3 protein-coding genes are annotated in these 20803 nt (G+C 30.0%); all 3 read right to left on the reverse strand.

The genetic code is table 4. The features are described from left to right. Nucleotides 1-246: hypothetical protein (locus ACJHWB_RS00515; protein WP_483132575.1), on the reverse strand; the 246-nt coding region annotated here is incomplete at its 3' end. 542 nt (nucleotides 247-788) lie between these two features. Beyond that, entirely contained in the window at nucleotides 789-11318 is a 10530-nt protein-coding gene (locus tag ACJHWB_RS00520; RefSeq protein ID WP_483132576.1) for a hypothetical protein, read from the reverse strand. A gap of 62 nt (nucleotides 11319-11380) precedes the next feature. After that, the coding region (locus tag ACJHWB_RS00525) for a hypothetical protein (RefSeq protein ID WP_483132577.1) at nucleotides 11381-20803 on the reverse strand (9423 nt) is incomplete at its 5' end.

Genomic DNA, 20803 nt, shown 5'->3' on the forward strand with positions numbered 1-20803 from the left:
TGCATTAATTTTTTTATTTTCACCTTGAAGATCAAATGCAAAACTTGCAGTATTTCCTGTGACATCACTTGCTACAAAATTATTGATGAAAATATCTTGAGTTTTTAGAATTTTCATCAAATAAGGAGCGATAGCAACAGATGCTGCAGTTAGAGCTCCACTAGCTGCAATCATTTTTTTAATACGATTGTTTTTAATAATTACTTGGTCGATTTTTTTACTTTGGGAATTTTGTTTTTTAGCCATTAATGTTCCTTATTGTTTGCTAATTATTACTAAGTTTTAAAATAAAAAAAGCTATGTCAAAAATTAGAAATATAATTTTCATAGCCGCTTTTTTTAGAACAAGCAACATTATAATACAAAAATGCAAAAAAATAAAATATTTGAGTTATTTTTTGTTTTTTTAAAACATGTTTTTAAATATATTATTAATAAGGTTAGAATAGCACCGCTAAAAAATAAAAAATCACTTTTTTACTTGCTCAAAAAATAAAATATGATACTATTGGAAATCCAACAACTTTCAAACATAAAATAACTACTTTAAAATCAATGAATTTTAAAGTAAGTTAAACTAAACTAAATCAAATAGTAGAAAACAACTAAATTTAACAAACTTTTAACATCTATGAAAACTAAATATTAATTAATTTAACTCTTTTAACTTAACCCAATTTAACTTTAATCTCAATTTTTAATTATAAATAAGACTAGTTTTGTTATTTAATTATGTAATAACCGAAAATAAAAGACCTAAATCATTTAACATTTAGGTCTTTGTAGTTTTATTTATAAATAATAGATTGAATTGAATCTTGTGCTGCTTTAGTTAAAATTGGTACTGGATAGGTTTTAGAAACATTTACAAATTTTAAAATATCAAATATTCCAGGAGCAACTGTTACATCTCCATCAGCACTTCTTTTGTATCTAGAACCCTTATCAACAACTCTTACCCTTTTTAAATCTCTATTTATTCTAACATTAATGTCTAAATAATTTAATTTTTCAGATAATAGTTGTGGTGTAAAGCCATATGGTTGAACTAAAATACCCACAAAAAATAATCTACTATTAGGTGCTGGGTTATCGCTAGTTTTATATATTAATTGTCTTGTACTAAAAATAATTTTATCATTATCTGGGCCAAGATCTTGATCTAATGCAGCCCCATCGGCGTTAGTTTTTCCAAAATAATATAAATTCCCGCTATTATCAACATAAGCTGCATAAGCCTTGTGAGGCATAATGGTACTTATTAATTTATGTTTACCATTTTGTTTGGCTCAATCAAATGTAACGGTTAGTTCGCCAGTTGCATCATCATAACTAGTATTAGATACACCAAAAGATACTTGATATTGACTACTAATGTATCGTGGTTTATTATCAGTATATGTTTTTTGGCGATTCGCCTGAACTACATTACCAAAATTATAAATTCTTAGATTATTTTCAAATCCTGATTGAGCATTAACATCTCAATAACTTAATGCATGATTCCCGTCTTTAAAAGGTGCTAAAAATGGCGATGGCCCTAAAATAGTATTCCCACTAACAATTGCTTGAAAAGCATTGTATGAAGAGTCTCTTCCTTTGAAAAAATCAGCTCCTTCAATTGTAACTCTAGTTCTATTTGGAAATTGCTCTGGATGAGAGGCATCACCCATAGCAACATTATTTGTATATGTGCCTCAAAATGCTTGGATATGATTTCCTGTACTTGGCATTACAAATATTTTTTGTAAATTATCATCATTTTTGGGTATTAGTAATTTAATAGCATTTGAATTAGAAGTTGTATCAATTAAATTAAAAGAATTAAAGTCTAGTACTAATGCCTTACCTGCCAAATAACTGTATTCTCCAGAACTGATGTTTAATCAGATTCTTTTATATTTAGAAAAAGGAGACTTAGAATATTTGTTATTAGTATTAGCTTCATTATAGTAGGAAATATCCAAAATATTAGTAGTAGCATGACTAGAATTCAATTCTGTAGTTCCAGTATTTGTGGATAAATTAACTATTTGCACTTTTGGCCTAAAGTGACTATGTTCATTCAATGGCGTTGGGGCTTGAATTATTGCATCTTGTATTTGTTGTTGTGATGATTGAGAGTTTAATTGAGATAAATTAAGTATGGATTGATTAACTTTACTAATAGCATCAAGTTTTATTCCAAAATTCATTTGGATATTTTGATTCTGAAATTTTCAAAAATTACTATTTCGAGTTTGACTTCCTTGAATTGCTAATATTTTATTAGATCTAAGTGTATTTTTTTGTATACCATTTTTATCAAAATAACCTTCACCTATACCATCGCCCTTTTGGTCAGAATTTCTTTTTCTACCGCTAGCTTTACCATTATTATAAATTGTTTTATAAAGTTGTTGATAACGTTCTTCCCGAGTTTTGTCTGTCACCTTAATAATATCAAAAGGATCATAAACATCAATATCTATACCATAATCATATGCTGAAGTTTGTGTTCCTCTAATTTGAGTGATTTCAACATACTTAGCAGGAAAGGCTGCATCAAGATTTATAGTATTATGATTCATGGTATTTGTTAATCCTGAATCTTTTAAATTAGTTTTTGACGGATCTTGAAAATATTTATAGGACATTTGCATATAAAAATAATTTGGCTCTTGTCTATCATGCCCTCTATTTAAGTCTTTAAAATTATCTATTAAATCCTTCAAATCACCCACAATATCAAATTTAAAACTATGGGTAGTCATATCTCAACGCTTATTAATAATTTGAAATTTATCCTTTTGAATTTCATCTACATAAGTTCAATCTTTAAAAAACTTAATTTCTCAAGTATTTACAGTACTTGTTGCAATACCAGCTTCATAATCAAAATTAACTGTTACTGTAGTTTGGAATGTATTGAGCATTCCTTCAGTATTAGTTATTTCACTCACATTTGTATCTTTAATGCTTGGTGTTTTATATTGTGTGTAAAATCTAACATTTTCAGTCCCTAACCCTAATGATGGTGCATAATGAGCAACTGGAGTGATTTTTTGGTTATATCGGGCTAATGCTGGATTGTGGATATCAAAGTTCACTAATTTAACACCTAAAAATTCATAATGTTGTTTAAAGTCAAAGGATGATTCAAAATCATTTATTTGGTCATTAACAGGAACATTAAAAATAGCTTCTAAATTACCAGATGTTGAACTAATAGTAGAAACTCGTTGATTATTTGACAATCAATGACTACCCGAATTTCCTGGTAAAACAGATTTGTAATCAATAACAACCTGCTTTCCTAATAATCAACTATCTTTTGGATCGAATGTAACTTTTAATTGAACTTGATCTGCACGCGAACTTGCCTCTACATATTCGAATTGATTAACAGTAAAATATTCTGCATTAGTATATGCAACATTAGTTGATGAGGTTTCTGGTGAAATAGGGTATGAAACACCATCTATTTTAATTTTACTTATATGGTGTTCTGTTAATCCTGTAAGTCCATTTAGTTTCAATCCATTGAATGACAAGTTAGTTCCATTTATATTTGCTGTTGCATAATATTCATGACCTTTGTTAGAATCTAATTCTACAACAACTTGTTTTCCTTGAAAATGTGAAATATCACCATCAAAATGGACAGATTTCAAATCAATAGTTGAACTATTGTTAGTAGGAGATTCGCTAAGTGTGATATTTGAAAAATAACCTGGTAATTTAAATCTTTTTAAATTTTCTAACCCCCTAGTACCATCTGCTCTTTGTGAACGTGAATCACCAGTAATTGGAAATCTAACATTTGTGAATTCTAAATTATTAACGATGCTAATACTTTCAATAGTTCACTCTTTACCAACTACTATATTATTAGCCTGAGAATCATTTGATTTAAAATTGTTATCGTCTAAATTAATTTGAATATAAGGGTTAGAATCTCCATCTTGTTTAACTTGACCTGTTACATCTTTTGTTAAATTGTTAGTTGTAGATAAATGTAAATTCAAGGTTTTTCCTACTAAATAGTCTTCTAAAGTGTCGAATATAATCTTGATTGTACCTCTTCCAGCTAATTTTTGATCACTTGTTAAAACAGATTCAAGATTACTATATTGAATATCAACAATTTTAGCAATTTGCGGCATAGTGTGAAAAACATCGTGACCAGTGGTCATAAAGTAATCTAATCCACCGATTGTTACTTTTTTAATTTTATAAGCTTGTCATTTTTTTAAGTTAGTTAAATTAAAAGAAATTTTATTATTAGAAAAAACAGAATTTGAGTTAGCTAAAATTTCTTGTTTATTCACTACACCGTTACTCTCCTCAACAAAGGTAACAATTCCTTGTTTTGATGCAATTTCATTACCTGTTTGAGCAAAATCAATAGTTAGTGTACCAGCACCATCAACATTAGGTGTTTGTGTAAAAATTGCACTAGTAGCTTCATTACGAGTAGAAAAAAGAGTTTGATTTGTTGAGTTAGTTGTTTTAGCTGTAAAAGCAAAATCAGATGCTTGTTGATGACCTGTAGCTACAGTTTCAATTTTTAATCCCTCTTTTGCAACAATTGCATCATGACCAACTAATTCAATTTTTTCGATTTGATATCTAGAAGCTCTTGCTAAACCAGTAATTTCAAATGTTGCAACTTCATCTGCGGAAATTGTTGATGAAGTTACCGAACCACTAGAAACACCTGAACCGGCAACACCAATATAACTTAACTTAAGTTGCAAATGATTTTTTCGTACAAAACCATCAACATCATCCAACTGAATTTTAATAGTTGCTTTGTTTTCAAAAGGAATTGGATTATATTCAATACCAACAACCTTAGTTTTAGTTCCTGGAGTAGTGAAAAATTGTTTTAGTTGATTATCGAGAGTTTGTTGCGAATGTGCATCTGTATACTGAGAAAGTGGTATGTCTTTGCCATCATAACTTGTAGAAACAATTTTGTACAAACTAGCTTTTTCAAGATCTACCTTATATATTATTTTTCAAAAATATTGTTGGCCTTGAGCTTGAGATGTGTTCCCTTGAAGATTAAGAGGAACAACTGAGGGTGAAGTAGCTTCAAATTTATCAGCTTTTACATTAACGGCTGTATTATTAGTTTGATTATATAAACTAATTGCAAACTTTTCTGCAGTTGCTTGATCCGCTCTTAATGTTTGGTTGGTTAAGTAAAATGCTTCGATTGTTGCATCAACTTTATTTAATACTTCACTAGTTTGAACTTGGTATGCATAAGTGGAAATAGGCAAAGTTGAAAATTCAGAATCATCTGAATTTGTAAGTTGTAAATTTGTTTGAAAATTATGAATACTTGTATCTAAAACATCAATTTTTGTAATTTGATACTTGATTCCATCAATCAATTTATTTGCAGCATTAGTAAAAGTTAAACTAGATGTCCCTTGCAAACTACTATTGGTATTTGTTAATGTATTAGTTCCTGTGGCTCTGCCTGGAACCCCATTTATAGCAATATTATGAACACCATTCATTAATGATCCATCCAACTTTAATTCAGCAGATCCATCTAAACGAATCGTAGCTTCACTACCATTTGCATCAGTGGTAGCTTCTGAAGCATTTGCTGATATACTATTTAGAAGAGGATGATATGAAATTTTAACTTTTTTACCTACAAGAAATTGACGAGCAGTATCATCAAATTCCACTCTTGCAATTGCTGTTTTTGTTGCTTGATCATATGTAGTAGTAATACTTTTAACATTAATACTATCAGGCAAAGTGCGAAATTGACGATTTTCATTAGTTACTGTATCTGTATCAAATCCAATAATTTCACCATTTGCTTCAACATTTTGTAGTTGGTAGTTAATCAAATTTTGAATTTGTGCCTGTCCATGAATATTAAACGTTATATTGCCACTATTTGGTGTTGTCGGAGCTTGTGCTTGAACTTTTTGTATATTTCCATTTTGTTTATTTAAATAATTTAAAGTAATATTTCCAACGATTGGTTTGCTTGTTGCAATTTTTAGTTCAATTTGTGCTGAATTAGCAGATAATGTTTTATTGACAACATTAGTAATTAAGTCTTTTGTTTTAAGACTTAAAGCAACGGTTCTTCCGTTGTTTTCATCCTTTGTAAATTTACTTGGATTAATTAGTGTTGTAAGATTGGTAAGATTTGGAACATGTTGTTCATTAACAATTGAAATATTGCTAAAAGTAATATTTTGACCAGCTGAAATTACAAAACCGTGAGCTGCATCTGACTTAATATCTAATGTAGCTAGCCCATCACTTCCAACGGTAGTTTCAAATGTTTTGCTATGTCCGTCGACTACTGCCGTAAAACTAATTTTATTTCCAATTAAATACCAATCTTTAACTGGATCAAACAAAATATTTGCAGCAACTTCACTTTTGTTTTCAATAGTTTGCACAAATGATGGAGTTTCAACATTAGTTGCTGTTGTTTGAAACTCTTTTTGTGTAGAGTTTGCATTAATACTTTTATTAAATTCAATAACATTACCATTGATACGAAGTTCTTCGATTTCATAAGTAGTAAGTTTGTCCAAACCAGTCAAATCAAATTCAAAAGTTTTTTCTACTCCATTAATTTGAGATTCAACCCCTTTGATTAATTTAACATTTGTAGTTTTTGTTCTTTTAGATTTAAAAACTAACAAAGCATCTACGTTATTACCAGTATAAGTATTTTCGGGTTGATTAACCTTAATAGTTAAATGAGCTGTGCTATCAGTTATATTTTTTGTAACTTGAGTGATTTTTGGAGATGAATAAAAAACTTTTTTAGATGCATACTTCGTATTTAAAGTGTTAGAAAAAGTAGCAGTAGGGGTAGTATTCATCACTTGATTATGAGAATTTTTTGTACTAATTACAACCGCATTAATATCAAATGCTGACACTTCTTGTAAGATAGAGTCTTGCAACTCAAAGACTGCTCTAAAATTACTAATATCCACAGGTTGTGAACTTATTTTTTGAGTCGAACCTGTTTTTGGAGTATATTCCAAAGTTGCCTGATAATTATTAATTGCAAATTCATCAACATCTGGATCAAAAAAAACAGAAACTATAGTTTTGTCTTTTTCTACTTTTTGTTGAATATCTATAATTTCCACATTGTGAAATGATGTTCTAAAAGTTGGAACTTCATTAACATTATGTCCAACACCATTGGAATAATCCTCTACATCAAGTTCTCGAGTACCATCTAATTTGAGGGAAACAAATTCGTATGTTTGTTCTTTTGACAAATTAGACAAAACAAAATGAGCTTCATTGTTTTTGATAATTTGGGTGTTTGAAACAAACTTGTTAGTTAATCTATTTTTATAAACCAAAGTAGCATTTCTACCCTCAAAACCAGCAACCTTATCTTTTAAATCACCTTTAAATTGAATATCAATTCTAGCTTCTGTATCTGAAACATTACCATTCAATCTAATATGTTCAGTAACACCTGTTGTGGCAAAAGAATTTTTTTGCTCATTTGTGATTTTACTTATATCCACATCAATAACTGAGTTTGGTTGTGCGGATGGGTCATCTTGAGTACCACTAATTTTTAATGTTTTTAAGTTATAACGAGATCCAGGTTCTAAAATAATAAAATGTAATTTAGCCTCATAACGATTAGTATACTTATTAAATACAATGTTTGCGCTAGCTTGCTTATCTGTTGCTGTACCAATTTTGCCATTTTCTGATAAAACTACAGTAATTTCCTTACCATTAATAACTTTTTTGTCATTAGAATTAAAAACTAAAGTAGCATCGGTTTTAGTTGGTGTTTTATTAACATAAATAGCATCATTTAAACTAATAGTTGCAACCTTTGTGTAAAAGTTTTTTTGACTTTGAGCTTGTTCACTAAATTCGATAACTCCTATTTGACTAATTTCTAAAGACTCAATAGTATATGTAGTAAATTCTCTTAATTGTGTAAGATTAAATCGCACTCTGCCTTGGGTTATTTGTGCAATTGAACTAAATATATTATCATTATTATCTTTATATTTAAGCACCGCTTGACGTGTAGTTTTAGTAGTTGAAATGGCGTCAAGAAACTTTTCAACATCATTAAATTCAATATTAACTTCTGCACTATGAGGTTGTTTTGCTCCATATGTAATAGTTTTAATATTACCTAATGTATAGAGTTTGTCCTTTTGAGACTCAGCGGTTGCATTATAACCAAAACCAATACTAGTTTTTACCTTACTAGCAGATTCTACTATGTGTGAAATCTGTCCAATTAAATATTGTTCTCCAGCTTTTGTTAAGTTTGAAAAATCAAATTGAGCACTATTGTTTTGCACAGTCCCCATTGCAGTTGCACGAATACTGCCATTTTTTTCTTTTAATTCAACCTGTAATTTTTCACCATTTAAGTAACTATCATTATTAGAGAAATTTAAAACTACCTTAAGTTCGTGAGCAAAGTGACCAACTTGTTGGACAGCAACAATTTGGGCTGTTTTGGCACTAGTAGAAAATTTTTTATCATTTTGATGAAAATTTGTTGCAAAAGGAATCACATCTTGCTGTGCCACAACCCGCTCGATTTCATAATCGGTTACTTTTTGTAATGGATTAGTTTCTCCTAAATTAAAAATAAATTGTTTATCACTTTGATTATAAGCTCCTGTTGCAAATTCAAGAACATTAGTGCTTTTATTCAAATAAGCCAAACTAATATTGGAAGTATAATTGAGGCTATTATCTTGTGTTTCTAGTTGAACTTTAACCTTAACTTTTTGTTCATCAATAGATTCTGTCTGAATATTTATAATGTCAGGACGTGTATAAAAATTAATACTTGATTTTATATTTGGATTTTGAAAATTAAAATGCAAATTTTTAAATTGAGTTGCATCTTCACTATCTGCTTTTTCAACTGCAACCAAGTTGTCAATGGTGTACTTAGAACCTGCATCTAAATCTGTAAGATTAAAACTAATACTTGAAGATTTTACTTCTCCAACATATGGATCTTCATTTTCTATTTTCTTTGTAGACTCCCCTCTAAGTTCAATCGGTTGGTCATTTTTTTTGAGAATTAATCTAAATTTATGATCATTTAAAAAAGAATCGGTATCCGGGTTAAATCGGATTTCGATAGATGCTTTATGTTGACTTATATTGTAAGTGTTAATAGCTAATACTGAAGCATTTTTAAACTTAGTGGTAAAAAATTTATTTAAAGCTAAAATTCCATCTGCTGAAAATAAAGCATTAACTAAAGGGTTAGAAAAAGTTAAACTATCAATATAATAATTAGTTTTACGATTTAAGTCTTTGAGATCAAATTCAAGTTCAAATCCATTATTTTTTTGAACTAATTTGCTAGGTTCAATTTTTTGATTAGTTGATAAGACTAGTGAGTTATGGGCACCTGCACTATAAATCAAAGTGGCTTTTCCAGCATCTATGTCTTTAATTTTTTGCCATTGTTCTAAATCTGATTGAATAAAAACCTTAACTTTAGCTGTAGTTTCATCAATATCTTCGAATTCAATATCGCTCACTGTAGCTTTAGTATAAAAAAATTTTTCTTCTTGATCACCATCAATAATAACATTAATATTTGGCTCACCAACGATTTCTATGTTATCAAGTTTGTATTTACGTCCTGGTAAAAATTCATTTAACTTAAAATTAACCGCATTACCAATAGCTGTTGCAACTTGACTATAATAAAGACGACCATCACCTTCTAAGTGATAGGCTAGTCTTAGTTGTTTTGAATTTAAATAACTAGATTTTATTCCAAAACCAAAACTATAAGTAACTAAGTTAGTTTCAATTTGTGGTGCTGCTTTAATAAAAACAGACAAATCATCAAGACCAGTTAAAAAAGAATGTTCAACACCATCTTCAAAATTGAATTTTCGATAATCAAATTCACCACCTGTAAAAATAGTTTTTGTAGGCAATTTATTAAGAGAAATGCTATTGATATTATAAACTGTTCTATTAGTTAAACCGGTAATATTAAATGTGGCTTTATATAAATTGTTTTCAAGTGGAACAATGTTAGCAATTACTTCATTTTTAGCCAAAGGTGATAAGTCAACATTTGCTATCAAGCCACTAATGTCATCTTGGCTAGCAAATGTGGCTTCCACATTTGCAGTTGTTCCACTAGTTTTACTTTTAATTGCAACAACTCCATTTTGTGAGTAAAAAACATTGCTAACACCTTTTTTAAATTTAATATTGGTGCCAGAAATTTTAATTTGAGTTATCTCAAAACCAGAACCTAAGGGCAACAAGTGATTGTTTTCACGATTTAAATGAAAATTAATTATATTATCAATCAATTTAGTTCTAATGATTTTAATTTCATGCTCTTTGCTAGTTTTGTTTACATAACTAATTTCCACAGGCATATTATTAACTTCAGCAATATTTGGATTAGCATTTTTGTCAAAAGTTAGCAATATAGATTTACCTAAATCTAACTCATCTGTCGCCTTCATTTGACTTACTTCTAAATTAATAACTTCTGTGCTAAAGAATTTACCTTCATTTAACCTGATGTCTTGTTGTTTATTGCTAGTTAACTCACGCGGAGTTTGACCATCACTTACTAATTTAACTCCAGAAACGTAATAATCTGCATTTGATAACAAGTTATTTAATTGAAAGTCAGCAGCTCCTTCTTTAACTGTGGTTAAATCAACATAAGTGGTAACAATTTGGTTTTTGGTAGCAACTTTTTGACCTTTGGGCAAATAGTAATACTCAAGAGCTACTTTTTTACCTTCAAGTGACTTGATATCATCTGAAAAATTAACTTTAACTAAAGCGCTTCCTGTATCAATTTTTCCAAAATTAATAGATTTAACTGCTGCTGGCACATTAATAAAATCAGCTATATTTTTTGAAAAACCAACTATTTTTTTAGCTCCAAAGCGATTTTTACCCTCTTTGTAATCAATGCCAATATAATAACGAGAGCCAGGTGTTAATTGTGATGCATCAACATCCAATTTTCAAGAACGACTAAAGTCGTCATAGTGAGCAGTGTGCTCACTAACCATAGATTTGCCATTACTATCACTATACAATTTAACTTGCAAAGGTTGATATTTCAGTTTGTAAGCATCTAGGTCACTAAGTTCAAAACCAAGTGTGAATTTTTTCTCATTTTGATCAAATTCAGATTTGAAATTTACAACTTCATATTGAATTGTAGATCAATGACGAAGTAAATAAGGAACAAAACTTAAACTACCAAAAGTTAACCCACCAAGGGCTAACATTCCAAGTGCTAGTATTTGTTTTTTAGTTTTTGACATCTTTTTTTTCATAGTTAGTTCTCGACTTTCTATATTTATTTGATATTTGATTAGTTAAATAATTATCTTTGATATGGTGTTATTACAAATGCTCTACTTTCAGCATATAAATCAGGACGATAGTAAATGGTTCTAAGTTTGGCATCTTCATTAGGGTTTTGTGAATAACGACCCCAAATACCTAAAAATATTAAGGGATTATTTTTATTATTTAATTGATTATTGGATTGGAAATTCATTTGAGATAAAGCTGGTTGTAAATAAAAATTGATTCATCTACCCTGTTCATTCTTATTGTTTTTATTAGATGGATATGTGGCATGGCCCAATTCATCACCTGCAAAATACATATTCCCTTGATAGTCTAGAAAAACAGCATAAAAACTAAAAAAGTTTTGTGCATCTCTAGTACCAGCACCTGGGCCGTAAACTTGAATTTCATTCTTATACACATTTCAATCTTGATCAGAAATTTTTACACTAAAAATAGGTTCTCCATTATTTGTGTATTTAGCTTCTTTAATAGAAAAATAAGTATTGTAATCGAATCTAGGATCGCTTCTATACAAAATAGATAAATTTCTACTAAATGGATTCTTAACTTTCAAATTAACAAAAGGATATTTAGAACCATTATCACTTTCAAATCCATTGCTTCCTTGAAGATTACCACTCATAAATGAATCGTTAATATTTGAATAGCTATAATTGGCGTATTGAAGTTCTTTGATTACAAATCTATTTTTTTCTCTTTGTGGGTAAGTGAATCATTTATTATTAGAAACTTGCCTATCACCAGAATCTGAAGTTTTTCTAACAAAAGGTGTTTGACCATAAATTTTAAAATCACTTAAATTCATTTTAATAAATGCCGATCCAGGGAAGTCACTTGAAAATTTTCTATAATCATAATAAAATGTAACTAGTGATGTGTGTGGTTTGTAAGGCGTAAATTGAGTGTTTTTTACAGAATCAAAACGCAAAAATAAAGGAGTCATATTTTTAGTTTCTTCTCTAAGATTTGTGGTTCTCCTTCCAGTTGACGGTCTACCCGCATTTTTAATTTTAAGATCAAAATAATAAAACTGTCCAGCAAGTCGATGATTTTTTTGACTATTATTTAAAATATTGCTAGTTAATCCATTATGACTTTCATCAAAATCTATAGAATTCTTTCAATCATCTTCCTCAAACTCATGAGTTTCTTCATCTCCATCAGCAGTTTTAGTTGGTGGATTAAAGAAATATTCTCAAGAATTAATTCTATGTTGATTTACAGGGTCTTGATTTAGACTTTCCCCATTGTCAGTGCGTATAAGTGTAAATTGACTAGGCACTTTTATTACGTTTTCATTATAAGGAATCATATAATAACGGTCACCATCTAATGCATTTGCAGATGAAACCACTTGAAGTTTCTTAAGTGAATCTGTTGGGTCATAAACCGCCAGTGTGAAACCTATAAGATCAGGTATAGAAACATCAGTACTTACAGCACCTTCGATTAAATAAGTGGAGTTAAGAGATGTTGTAATATTTAAACCATTAGTTAATTTAGTTATATTTACACTTTTATCTTCTGTTAGTGATAGGGGGGTGGATTTTTGTCTAAAATCATCTACAGATAATGTTAATTCTTTCCCGATCAAATCTCTAACATCATTTGTCTCTAATTTGTAATTTCCTTGTGCTAAATCATAGTTAGCATGTAGTTCTACCTTATTCAATCCATTCATATAAGAAATTTTTAATGGTTGTGTATTGTGTCCTATAGCTGGATTATTAAAATTTAAGCGAAACGGTATCTCATATTTATGAGGAGTCGAGTCTGAAGTGCTAAGTTTAGGTGTTTCTACAACCACACTATCTACTGTTTCATCATTATATTTGGTTGCAAAAGTTTTTCCTGCAACTCCTACAATTTCACTACTACTATTACTTGTTACAAATTGTCTTATTTTAGCAACCTTGTACTCTTTTCCAGCGCTCAACATACCAGATGTGTTATTACTGTCAATTGAAAAACTTAAGTTACCATCCTTATCAACAGATGAAGAAAAATTAGTATCTTTTTCATTACCGTTACTATCATCTCTAATTTTTAATACAAAAGATTTACCTTTTGCAATAGCACGACCTACTTGATTAATTCTAAAAACTAAATCCGCTGATGTTGTTGAAGTAGCTGTATACTTATAACCATGATCAAACCCTTCCAAATTATAACTGTCATCTATTTGAATTGAACTTCCTGTTGTTGCAAAGTAACGAGAAGAACCAGATACCGAAGTAGCATTTACTTGAGAACTAAAATAAATGTGATTATTTTTTTCATTAGCATGTGGACCTTGTGGTTGAAGGGTAATATTATGGATATAGTATTCTGTATATTGTTGCAAAGGGTGAGATAAAAATGCACTAGACTCAATTTGAATTTGACTCCCTGAATTTATAAAATGTCCTTGAACTGTAACATTTTGAGCAGACCCTGGGGTTGATTCTGTAATAATTCTCAAGGGTTTAAGGGTAATATGCACTATATCTGAATTGGTATATTGTAAGTTTTGATTAGTAAAATGATTAGCAACATTTAAAGTAATAGTTGCTGATGTATCTTGTGGATTAGTAACTGAAATAGATTCAATTTCAGTAGCGGTTTGAAATTTAATTTTATCAGCATTAGAAGCTTGATTTAAATTAGCACTCAAACTAACATCAATAGATGCATCTCCTATAATGGCTTTTTTAACTTTATAAGATGATCCAGGTTTTAGTCCTTGAATGTTAAAAATAACTGATACATTATTATGTATTGTTCCAACCTTCTCTATTGATGCTGAAGAAGGAGTGGATTCACTATAAAGTATATTATTAGGTTGCGATTCATCTACATATTCAAGTGCTATTTTTTTACCAATAAGAAAAACATCATCTTTATTAAAATCTAATGTTACTGTGGAACTAGTATTTGTAGAGCTTTTAAAATCTGATTTAACATTATCGATTGTAGCACTAGTGGCTGCAACAGTGAAAGCACGACTATCTTCACTACTTATTTGTGGCTCGAACTTAATTTGAGTTGCAGAATTATTTCCTTGTGTTTTAGAAATAAATTCAACTTTTTCAACATAATATTTTGCACCTTTGAACAAATTTTGAATATCAAATTCTGCAATATTATTAGATCCTTGACCACCTGAAGCCTGTATTAAATTTTCAACTTCAACACTACCTGTGTTATGAGTTGTTTTAAAGTCGTTGTAACCTTTATATGATTCAAAATTAGTATTCCCGTTTTCTAATAGTTTGTAGGTTAGTTTTAACTTATGAGTTGATAACATTTTTTGCAACTCGCCATTATCATTTCGAAAATTAACTGTAATTTTAGCTGTTTTTTCAACAGTTGAAAGTGCGGTTATCGATTCAATATCAACATGAGTTAATAAGTGAGATTTATCAGTTGCTGTTAAACTACCCGCGGGTTGATTATATTGATTAACATTCAATTTTTCTGGTAAAAAAATTCCGTGCAAATACTCTTTGCTTGCAACACGCTCAACATAAACATCTTTGACACTATAATTTTGCCCGGCAACCAAGTTGCTAAGCGAAAATTCAAGACCGTGTGTAGAAAGTGCATCACTAGTTATAGGTAGCTCAGTAGTTACTAAATCACTAATTGCTGAACTTTCTGGGGTTCCGTATTTTATTTTAGCTTGATAATTACCCACTAAAAACTTATCATGTGAATTAAATTTAATAGTAAATTTACCAGAGTTATCTGTTGGATCACTTGCTGTTATATCAGCAACCGTTGTTTGACTAATCCCTGTATCAATAGTTTTGTTATCTTGAGTTAAATTTGTATCAAACTCTAAATTATTACTATTTAATTCTACTGATTGAATTACATAAAAATTACCAGAATAAATGTTATGTCCATTACCAGTTAGTAAATCAAAGCTAATAATTTGATTATTAGCCCCTTCTTTTACAACATTTGCAGCTGTTAATGGTATTTGTGTGGTGCTAATGTTGTTATTATCCTCAACTTCTGCTAATTTAATATTTAAGTTATGTTGACCATTTTTTAATAAATCGATTTTAGCACTATTTTCTAGTTCAAGTTTAACATTTACCTTATTTTCGTTAATTAAAGGTGTATATTTAACCCGCTTAATAATTGGTAGTGTAGTAAATGTGTCTTGATTTTTAACTTGTGAAGTATTTACAGTTATAGCATTATCATTTAAATCTGTACTTTTCGACAAACTTAAAACTTCATATTTAGAACCAGGTTCTAAATTAGTTAGTGAATACTCAAAAAAGTTTTTACTTGATGTTGATGTAAAAGTATTGATAGATACATAAATTTGACCATCTTTGAGTGATTTGTAACGTAAATAAAGTGGTTGACCTGCATTATTATTAATTTCATTCAATCATTTATCAACTGCTCCATCAAAGTGAATTTTGACAGTAGCACTATTTTTAGATTCTGCAATTTGCTCTACTCGTGTTATTGCAAAAGAGCTAGCCAATGTTTGTAAAATTGGATTAGAGTTCCCATTTGGCACTGTTAAAATAGCAGCATTTGTTGTGCTATCATTTTTGTTGCCAAGTGGGCTAGTTGTTTGAGCAACTCCTGCAGGATTAACAAATTTTATTGACTCAATTTTATATTTTGTAAATTTTGTTAAGCCAGTAACAACAAAAGTTGCTTGCGATAACTTTAATTTAGTATTAGGATTTAATGTGGAGTTACTATTAGATAATTCAGTTGAGGCTAGCAAAAAAGATGTTGACTTATGAGTATTAGAAAAATGTCCATTTTCAAACTCACCATAAGTGATTTCTAGGGTTTTACCACTAAAGCTTCCAAATTCATCTTGGATACTAACAATGAATTCACCACGATTTTCACTAATTGCATTTGCTTTAATAGAATCTACAATAGGAGTGGTAGTGAAAAACAAATCATCATAAACAAAACCATTAGAAGATTTATTATCGAATTTAAATACAATTGGTAAGCTATGAGTAGTATCATTGCTAAATTGCAAATTTTTAATCTCAAACTTTGCATTATCACCTACTTGTGTATTGAAATTACTCCACTCATAATTTATAGTAGCATCACTATTTTGATTTGAAGTATTTATAGCAACTGCATTAGTGCTTTTAAAACTTGTCAATCCTTGTTGAATAGTCTTATCATCAGGAGTTACTAAAACCAAATTAACTTGATCTTGGTTTCCAAATTCTTTTAAATATCTTCTATACGACTTATCAAAAGATATGGTTATATCTAATTTATTTTTATTACCAGACCCACTTGTTTCATTGGGTTTTGCAACAACATTTGTAACTTCGATTTTTTGAGGTCAAACTGTAAAGCTTTTTTTAGATTGATCAATTGTGGATGCAAAATGAATTACATAGCTTGGATCATCATTTTTTTCCAAGCTTAGAATTTCATACTTTCCATATTTTGCAAGATTTGTTAGCTCAGTTGAAACCACACCTTTTGCTACACTTACAACTTGTTCTTTTTGATTGATTGGAGCATTTACATCTATGTTGTCAATATTATTAATATCTCTAAATTTTAATTTATATTGACCATCTTTTAAAGTATTACCTTGATCTTTAAAATCAATTCGAATTTTTTCTGCTGTCTCATTTCCCAAAATAGGTAATGAGGAAATAGATGAAATTTCTGGTTTGGTTGAAAATGTGCGCTTAGCAAGCGCGGATGTAGTGTAGTTAATAGCTGTTAATTTATCACCTCTATTTGTATTATCAATGATTCCGACAATATTATACAACGAACCAAAAGATAAACCGTTTGTAATAGTTGTTTCATAAGAACCATCGGTAGCTTTTGTAAGAGTGGATTTCTGAGTTTGTCCACCAATCCCTTGATATGAAAGTTCAAAAGTTTTTTGTTCAGTTTTTAAAAAAGCATCTTCAGGTTGACCAAATTTAATTTTTAGTTTTACATTTGTTGGTTCAACACCTTCTTGATTTATCTCGGTTATAGTTGCACTAGTTGGTGTGACAATAAAAGTTAAATTATTTTTATCTGTTTTGCTATTTTCTTTTTTTGGTGTAGTAAAACTAACTTGATCTGGAATAAATAATTCATGTTTATTGGTATAAGCATCATTTGCATTTGCAACTTTAGCTATTTCGCCATTTTTTAAAACAACTGATTCGATTTTATAACTTTCACCTTTAGTTAGATTGTCAAGCTCGACATAAATTTGACCATTGTTAATACTTGAATGGATTGTTTGTTCTTGCGAATTGGTGCTATCAATTTCTTTATACTTAATTTCAACTTCACGTCCATTAAATGACTCAATTTGAGAACTACCAGTTGTAATAGGTGAAACATTAGAACGCAATGGGTCACTAACTAGCATACTAATTGCATATTTTCTTTCAGAAACAGCTTTGACTCTTATGTCACTAATTTCTGGTTTGGTTGCAATATAAGCCTTTGATCTTGCATTTGTTGTAAAATCAATTGTTGTTAGTCTTTGTACACCAACTATGTCTGAAACATCCTCAACTTTAACAATATTATAATAAGTTGCAGGAACTAGGTTACTAAAAGAAACATTTAAGGTGTGATTATCACTACCTATAGTTCCTGTAGCAAATTCTGTATTACCAGATAACGATTCTAGTTCGACTTGAAATGTGCGATCTTTTAGAAAACTAGCATCTGTTGAACGAAAACCAATAGTAGCTGTTGCATCCTTATCACCACTTGTATAACCCACACTTTCAATAATTGTTGATTGAGCAATTAAACTAAGTTTAATTTCCCTTGAAGGGTTGCCATTTGCCAAATATTTTTGTAATTCAATAAAATTTGAACTTTGAGATTGTTTGTATTTAATACTTTTAACAACATATGATGCAGCCTTATCCAAACCATTTAAATCAAAAACAGCTTTTGCACCATTTATTATAGCAATAGATTCTAAGTTATGACCATCTGGAGATCCATTAGCACCTAACTTTTGATAAGTAATTTGAATTTGTTGACCATCTAATTGTCCAGCTTTATCATTAAGGTCAATATAAATTTCACCACTAAGTTCTGTTAATGGTTTAGTGTTTCCACTCTTGAATGTTGGAGTTGTTTTAAAAAATTGTTTATCAAGACCAGCTTGTGAACCAATACTATCATTAAATCCAAATTTAATTTCGCCATTTCCAACTAATGCTACATTAGTGATTTGATAATTAGAACCATCTTCAAGATGAGTTAAATTTACAGTACCACTTCCACCGATATCATCAACTGTCATATCCACAGTTTCAGTAGTGATTGTATTAGAATTTAAATTCTTATATGAAATTTGAACTTGCTGCGGTTGATTATTTTTACTACGCAATAAAATACGATCTGAGTCAGCAAATGTTAGTGCAAGTGTAGCTGAATTTGGCTTAATATTTGAAACTTCAATCTTATTAACTGTAACAGTTGTACCTTGAGTTTTAAACTGTTTTTCACCACTTAATGTTGTTTTAGTTGCTTCTAAATCATTAAGAGTAATTGCGGATGGTTGTGTACCTTTTGCGCCTTGTTTGTCAAAACTAATAGATTTGATAGTATAGTTTGTCTCTTTGTCTAGATTATCTAAATCAAAACTATAAAAATTACTAATAGAAGAATTTGTAGCTGTTACTTCTTTGTCCACAAATGCTTGTTGATTATTTTTAGGTTCATAATGGCTATATGTCAATGTAACTTTAACTAAAGAGCTATCAGCAACTTGTTGACCTTGATCTTCAAGTTCAAGGTTAATTCTGGCTTTTTGTTCACCAATGTTAGTGTATTGAATCTTTTTAACTGCTGCTTCTGTATCAACAAATTGAGAAGTAAAGTTAACTGTTGGACCATTTATTATTTCAATTTGCTCATCAGGAAATTCTTCACGGTGGAAAGACACAAGTTGATAACGCGAACCTTGTAGTAGTCCGGTTGCATCAAAATCGACTTGCTGTTTACCATTTACTGTCGAAACAGTTCCCTCAACTTCAACTACTCGATTTTCATCACCTACTTTTTGTAGTTTAGCTTTAATTTTAACCCCATCATAAAGATATGAATCAGGAGTATCAAAAACAATGCTAAACTGAGCATTTTTTTCTCCAACTTGACTTTGAGTAATTGAGGTTATAGTAGCACTTTTTGGAATTGTATCAAAAGTATTATTTTCAAACTGGTCTAGCAAATGTGTTTTAAAAGGAATTTTAATATTCCCTGTATTTAAACGGTGTTGCCCATGTTTGATTGAATTATCTTTTTCAGTCGCATTAGGAGCACTAACTAGTTCAAGGGATTGATCATCAATGTGATACTCACCTTTTTTAACAAGTCCTGTTAAATCAACTCTAATACGGTTTCCTAAAACTTTAAAATCTGATGATTGATGAGTGGAAAGAGCAGTAGTTGCTCTTTTACCACGTTTTTTAGCAGCACCAGTTTGACTAACTCCATTAACAGCTGTATCTGCTAATTTAGTTGTTTGAGTTTTTCTAGTTTTTTGCTCATCATAAAGAGGCTTGTCTTGACTTATCAATGAATAATGTAGTTTTGCAGTTGCATCTTTATAGTCGCCACGAGCATCTGCTAAGAAAAAGTCAGCATACACAGCTCCTTCACGACTATTATCATAAACGACTTTGGTAATTCCACTAGTTGTATAAAATGATCTTTGTTCTACAGAAACGGTGTCGCTATATAAAGCTGCTACATTTTTATAAACAACACCTAAAATACGATCATTAATTAATGTTTTTTTAATTTTAACTGAGTTTAAGTAATATTTAGAACCAATAGCTAAATCAGATAATTGAAAATCAACATAATTTTGACCTTGAGATATATGACCTGTTTTGGTTAAAATCTCACTTGTACCTGCGCGATAGTAAGAAATGGTGATTTCATCATTTCCAATAATGTTTACAGAAGGAGTATCAAAATTAACTCTAATACTTGCTGAATTAACAGTATCTGATAATTGCTCTACAGAAGCAACGGTGATTGCTGCTGAAACACTAAAGATTCTATCTGGTAAGTCAATATTTCGGGATACTGGAAGAATATCTTGATTACCTTTAGAAGACTGATAACCTTCTCCTATCATTTCCACTTTGGTAATGATATAGTTTTTACCTTTGTCTAAATGTTTTGGTGTAAGTGCTTTGATGCTAATATCATGAAACACTTGAGCTTCAATTTTGGTATCTGAAGGTTCTCACTTCCCAACCTCTGCATCTTGTTTACTTCCATCATAGACACGATAGTAAATATTGGCACTAGTAAAGTGGTTAGTTGCATTTTGGAGCAACATTGTAAGACTAACTTGACTACCAGCTTGTTCTGCAGAAAAAATGTTAGAAAGTGCTGGTTTGGTAGCAAATTCAAGATCTCTACCAGCTATTGTTTTAGCAAACACTGA

It is taken from the genome of Mesomycoplasma sp. (assembly GCF_056854695.1).